The sequence below is a fragment of the Sphingobium sp. ba1 genome (assembly GCF_000743655.1).
Lineage (GTDB): Bacteria > Pseudomonadota > Alphaproteobacteria > Sphingomonadales > Sphingomonadaceae > Sphingobium.
The window spans coordinates 3,184,631-3,190,195 of sequence record NZ_JPPQ01000069.1 but is presented as its reverse complement, the minus strand read 5'-3'; the positions used below and the strand labels follow the sequence as shown (position 1 = coordinate 3,190,195).

Genomic DNA, 5,565 nt, shown 5'->3' with positions numbered 1-5,565 from the left:
CCGCGATCCGCGCCGCCGTGATGGCCGGTGCGCATGGGGCGGAGGAGATCGGCGGGCGACGTGCCGCCATTGCCGCCGCGATCGCGCTGGCGGGCAAGGACGACATCGTGCTGCTGGCGGGCAAGGGGCATGAACAGGGCCAGATCATAGGCGACCGGGTGCTGCCCTTTGACGATGTCACCGTCGCGCGGGAGTGCGCGGAGTGAGCCTGCCATCCGTCCTCCGTTCGGTTCGAGCCTGTCGAGAACTATGCGCTGCCTTCTCGACGGACGCTTCTCGACTTCGCTCGAAGCTGCTCGAAGCGAACGGGGAGGACGGCGCGTGACTGGGCCATTGTGGACCTCCGCAGACATCGCTCAGGCAACGGGCGGCGCCGCGTCGGCGCCGTTTGCCGTTTCGGGCGTGGCGTTCGATAGCCGCGAAGTGACGGATGGCGACCTGTTCGTCGCGATGAAGGGCGAGGCGACCGACGGGCATAAGTTTCTCGACAAGGCCTTTGCCCAGGGCGCGGCCGGGGCGATCGTCAGCGAGCCGGTGGATCATCCCCATATATTGGTGCCCGACAGCGCCGCCGCGCTCGAAGCGCTGGGCCGCGCGTCGCGCAAGCGCATGAGTGGCAAGGTGATTGGCGTCACCGGGTCGGTCGGCAAGACCGGGACCAAGGAAGCATTGTTCCAGGCGCTGGACCGCGCGCATCCGGGCGAGGTTCACCGCTCGGTCAAAAGCTACAACAATCATGTCGGCGTGCCGCTCAGCCTGTCGCGTATGGCGCGCGAGGCGGCATTCGGCGTGTTCGAAATGGGTATGAACCATGCGGGCGAACTGGCCGCGCTGACCCGGCAGGTGCGGCCCCATGTCGCCATCGTCACGGCCATCGCGCCCGCCCATATTGAATTTTTCGGCACCGAAGCGGCGATCGCTGAGGCCAAGGCCGAGATTTTCGAGGGGCTGGAGCCGGGCGGCACCGCGATCATTCCCTATGACAGCCCGCATGTGGCGCTGCTCTACAACAAGGCGGAGCGTCATGCCGGGCGCATCCTGACCTTTGGCACCAGTCCGCAGGCCGATGTCCATGCGCGCGAAACGGTGCCCGCGCCGGGTGGTGGCACGCTGGTCACGGCCAAGGTGCCCGATGCCGAATTGTGCTTCACGATTGCCGCGCCTGGCGATCATTGGGTGTCCAACGCGCTGGCGGTGCTGGCGGCGGTCGATGCGGTCGGCGGCGATCTGGCCGCAGCGGGGCTGGCGCTGGCCGAGATGCCGGGCCTGCCGGGCCGGGGCGAGCGGCGGACCCTGTCGGTCGGCGGTGGCACGGCGCTGCTGATCGATGAAAGCTATAATGCCAACCCGCTGTCGATGGCGGCGACGCTGCGCCAGTTGGGGCGCGAGACGGCCGACCGGCGGTTGGCGGTGCTGGGCGGGATGCGCGAACTTGGCAGCCGCAGCGCCGAACTCCATGCCGACATCGCGCCCGTGCTGCGCGACAATGGGATCGATTACCTCATCCTGGTCGGCACGGAAATGCAGCCGCTCGCCGATGCGCTGGACGGTGTGCTGCCCTTCGCGCATGTCGCCGATACGGCGAGCGCCATCCCCCTCATCCAAAATGAACTGCGCGCGAGCGACGCGCTGCTGGTCAAGGGATCGAACGGCATCGGCCTGTCCCGGCTGGTCGCGGCCCTTGCCGACGGAGAACAAGACTGATGCTGTACTGGCTTGCCCAGACGATGGATTTCGAGGGTATTTTCAACCTCATCCGCTATTTGTCCTTTCGCGCGGGCGCGGCGATCTTCACCGCGCTCATCATCGGTCTGGTGATCGGCCCCAAATTCATCGGCTGGCTACGCGTCCGCCAGGGCAAGGGCCAACCCATTCGCGATGACGGCCCGCAGACGCATCTGGCCAAGCGGGGCACGCCGACCATGGGCGGGCTGATGATCCTGACCTCCATGATCATTTCGGTGCTGCTGTGGATGGACTTGTCTTCCACCTATGTCTGGGCCTGTCTGTTCGTGACGTTGGGTTTCGGCGCGATCGGTTTTCTCGACGATTATGACAAGGTGACGAAGGCCAGCCACAAGGGGCTGTCGGGCAAGATGCGGCTGGCGTTCGAATTTTTGATCGCGGGTGTCGCGGCGTGGATGATCGTCAACAGCCATGGCAATACCGCGCTCTACGTGCCCTTCTACAACGGCCCGGCGATCGAGCTTGGGCCCTTCTATTTCTGCTTTGCCGCCTTCGTGATCGTGGCGTTCGGTAATGCGGTGAACCTGACCGACGGGCTGGACGGGCTGGCGACGATGCCGGTCATCATCGCCTGCCTCGCCTTCATGCTGATCGTCTATCTGGTCGGGCGCGCTGATTTCGCGGAATATCTGGGCATCCCGCATGTGCCGGGGGCGGGCAACCTGACGATATTGTGCGGCGCGATCATCGGGGCGGGCCTCGCCTTCCTGTGGTTCAACGCGCCGCCCGCCGCCGTGTTCATGGGCGATACGGGCAGTCTGGCGCTGGGCGGGACGATCGGCGTGATTGCGGTGACGGCGCATCATGAAATCGTGCTGGGCATCATCGGCGGCCTGTTCGTCGTGGAGGCGCTGTCGGTCATCATCCAGGTCTTCTTCTACAAGCGCACCGGCAAGCGCGTGTTCAAGATGGCGCCGATCCACCATCATTTCGAGCAATTGGGCTGGGCCGAACCGACCGTGGTGATCCGCTTCTGGATCATCGCCTTCGTGCTGGCGCTCGCCGGTCTAGCCACGTTGAAGCTGCGATGATCGTTTCGGACGTCTTTGCGGGCAAGACCTACGCCGTGCTGGGGCTGGCGCGGTCCGGCCTTGCCACGGTCGAAACGCTGCTGGCCAGCGGCGCGCGGGTTGTGGCGTGGGACAGTCAGGAAACGGCGCGGGCGCAGGTCGAAGGGCGGGCCGAACTGGGTGATCCGATGGAGATCGACCTGACCGGCTTCGACGGGATCGTCGTGTCGCCGGGCGTGCCGCTGAACCGGCATCCGATCGCCATGCGGGCGAAGATCGCCGGCGTGCCGATCATCGGCGACATCGAATTGTTCGCGCTCGCCCGGCCGACGCTGCCGCCGCACAAGGTGGTCGGCATCACCGGGACCAACGGCAAGTCGACCACGACCGCGCTGATCCACCATATCATCGAACAGGCGGGCTATCCGACCACCATGGGCGGCAATATCGGCCTGCCGGTGTTGGGCCAGCCACCGCTGGAGCCGAACCTGCAAGGGGTGGGCGTCTATGTGCTGGAACTGTCCAGCTATCAGATCGACTTGACCTATAGCCTCGACTGCGATGTCGCGGTGCTACTCAACATCACGCCGGATCATCTTGACCGCTATAACGGCTTCGAGGGTTATGTGGCGTCCAAGGCGCGGCTGTTCGCGATGCAGTCGGGGGGGCATGTCGCGGTGATCGCGACCGAGGATGAACCGAGCCGGGCCATCGCTGAAAACCTCCGTCATTCAAGCGCACGCTGGAATCCCACTTCTTCTTCGGCAACGGAAGAAAAGAGAGATCCCAGCGTTCGCTGGGATGACGTGATTGAGGTTGGGGTCAGAGACATCGATCCCGACACCCAATTGGGCTGGCCCGCTTTGCAAGGGCCGCATAACGCGCAGAATGCGGCTGTCGCAATCGCTGTCGCCAAGGCGCTCGACATTGACGACGCGACGCTGGTCAATGCCCTCGTCAGCTATGCCTCGCTTCCCCACCGGATGCAGGCGGTGGCGACCCGTAACGGCGTTCTTTACGTCAACGATAGCAAGGCGACCAACGCGGCCTCGACCGCGCCCGCGCTCGCCGCCTGGCCCGCGAAGGACGGTAAGCCCCGCATCCACTGGATACTCGGCGGTGTCGCCAAGTCCGACAATCTGGACGAATGCGTCCCCCATTTCGGCAATGTCGCCCATGCCTATACGATCGGCGAAGCGGGGCATATGTTCGCTGACCTGCTGCGCCCCTCTATGGCGGTGGATGATAGCGAGATGCTAAGCGCCGCCGTCCGCCGCGCCGCGCGCATCGCGCAGCCCGGCGACGTGATATTGCTCTCGCCCGCTTGTGCCAGTTTCGACCAGTTTCGCGATTTCGAGGCGCGCGGCGATGCGTTCGTCGCCGCCGTCGCGGCGCTCGACTAGACGGCATCGGGGGGCAGGGCATGAACAGGGAAGGGACGACGCGCATGTCTAGAGCTGGCGACCTGGTGAAGGGGTTTCGCACCCGCACCGTGCCGCGCGAACGCACCGCGCTCGCCATCTGGTTCTGGGAGATTGACCGCGTCCTCCTGTCGCTCATCGTCGCGCTGATGGCGATCGGGCTGGTGGCGGTGGCCGCTGCCTCGCCGGTGGCCGCGATCGATCGGTCGACGGCGCAGATTGCGGTCAATCCGCTGATCTATTTCTATCGCCAGCTCTTCTTTGTGCTGCTTGGCCTGCCGATCATGCTGGTCATTTCCATGCTGCCCCGGCCGCAGGCGCGGCGGCTGGCGACCTTCATGGCTATGTTCTTCTTCGTGATGCTGCTGGTGGTGCCGCTGCTGGGCAGTACGGTGAACGGGGCGAAGCGGTGGATCGATTTGCCCGGCTTCCGTTTCCAGCCGTCGGAGTTTCTGAAGCCCGCTTATGTGGTGACGCTGGCCTGGCTGTTGTCACTGCGTGGCAAGGACCAGACCCTGCCCGTCATCCCGCTGACGGGCGTCACCACGGCGCTGATCGCGCTCGTCCTGATGCGCCAGCCCGATTTCGGCCAGACGGTGATCTTCTGCGCCTGCTGGGGCGTGTTGCTGCTGCTGTCGGGCGTGTCGATGCGGGCGATCGGCGCGCTGATCGGCGCAGGCCTCGCAGGGCTGGTCGCGGTCTATATGTTCTATGAAAATGGCCGCCAGCGGTTCAACGACTTCCTCGGCATCGGCGTGGACGAGAGTGCGGGGCCGGACCAGACCGACCTTGCCTTCCGCACCATCACCCATGGCGGCTTTACTGGCGTCGGGCCTGGCGGGGGGCAGCATAAGTTCCGCCTGCCCGAAGCGCATACCGACTATATCTTCTCGGTGATCGGCGAGGAGTTCGGGCTGCTGGCCTGCATTGCCATCGCCTGCGTCTATCTCGCCATCATTGTGCGGGTGCTGTTGCGCCTGCTGGACGAGGAGGATGTGTTCACCATTTTGGCCGCCGCAGGCCTCACCACCCAGTTCGGATTGCAGGCGATCATCAATATGGGCGTCAATGCGCAGATATTTCCGTCCAAGGGCATGACGCTGCCCTTTATCAGCTATGGCGGCTCCTCTATGCTCGCGCTTTGCATCGGCGTCGGCCTGTTGCTCGCCTTCACGCGACGCAACCCCTTCATGGGTCGGCATACGGTCGTCAAATGGAGTGGTCGATGAGCATTTCCCGTCACTTCGTCCTGGCCGCTGGCGGGACGGGGGGTCATATGATTCCCGCGCACGCGGTAGCCGAAGAGCTGATGGCGCGTGGCCATCATGTCGCTTTGGTCACGGATGAGCGGGGCGCGAAGATCCCCGGTATCTTCGACCGGGCGCAAG

At 64.9% G+C, this 5,565-nt stretch carries 5 protein-coding genes and 1 pseudogene; all 6 read left to right on the top strand.

Features of this window, described 5'->3' with window-relative positions:
• Positions 1-206, top strand: a pseudogene (locus IL54_RS23300) (UDP-N-acetylmuramoyl-L-alanyl-D-glutamate--2,6-diaminopimelate ligase); the annotation flags it as partial.
• A 115-nt stretch (positions 207-321) separates the two neighbouring features.
• A complete protein-coding gene (locus tag IL54_RS18715) occupies positions 322-1,704 on the top strand; it encodes a UDP-N-acetylmuramoyl-tripeptide--D-alanyl-D-alanine ligase (protein WP_037477660.1) in 1,383 nt (460 codons plus the stop codon).
• A complete protein-coding gene (mraY, locus tag IL54_RS18710) occupies positions 1,704-2,777 on the top strand; it encodes a phospho-N-acetylmuramoyl-pentapeptide-transferase (protein WP_037477658.1) in 1,074 nt (357 codons plus the stop codon). The genes IL54_RS18715 and mraY overlap by 1 nt, the downstream gene beginning before the upstream one ends.
• The gene (murD, locus tag IL54_RS18705; RefSeq protein WP_037477656.1) at positions 2,774-4,159 is read left to right on the top strand and encodes a UDP-N-acetylmuramoyl-L-alanine--D-glutamate ligase; all 1,386 of its coding nucleotides are present in this window, start codon (positions 2,774-2,776) and stop codon (positions 4,157-4,159) included. Before mraY ends, murD begins: the two co-directional genes overlap by 4 nt.
• A 44-nt stretch (positions 4,160-4,203) precedes the next feature.
• Positions 4,204-5,406 (top strand): FtsW/RodA/SpoVE family cell cycle protein, encoded by a 1,203-nt coding sequence (locus IL54_RS18700; protein ID WP_037477654.1) that lies wholly within the window; start codon positions 4,204-4,206, stop codon positions 5,404-5,406.
• Positions 5,391-5,565 (top strand): glycosyltransferase (locus IL54_RS25970; RefSeq protein ID WP_443211344.1); only part of this gene is annotated, 175 nt, incomplete at its 3' end. The genes IL54_RS18700 and IL54_RS25970, both read left to right, overlap by 16 nt.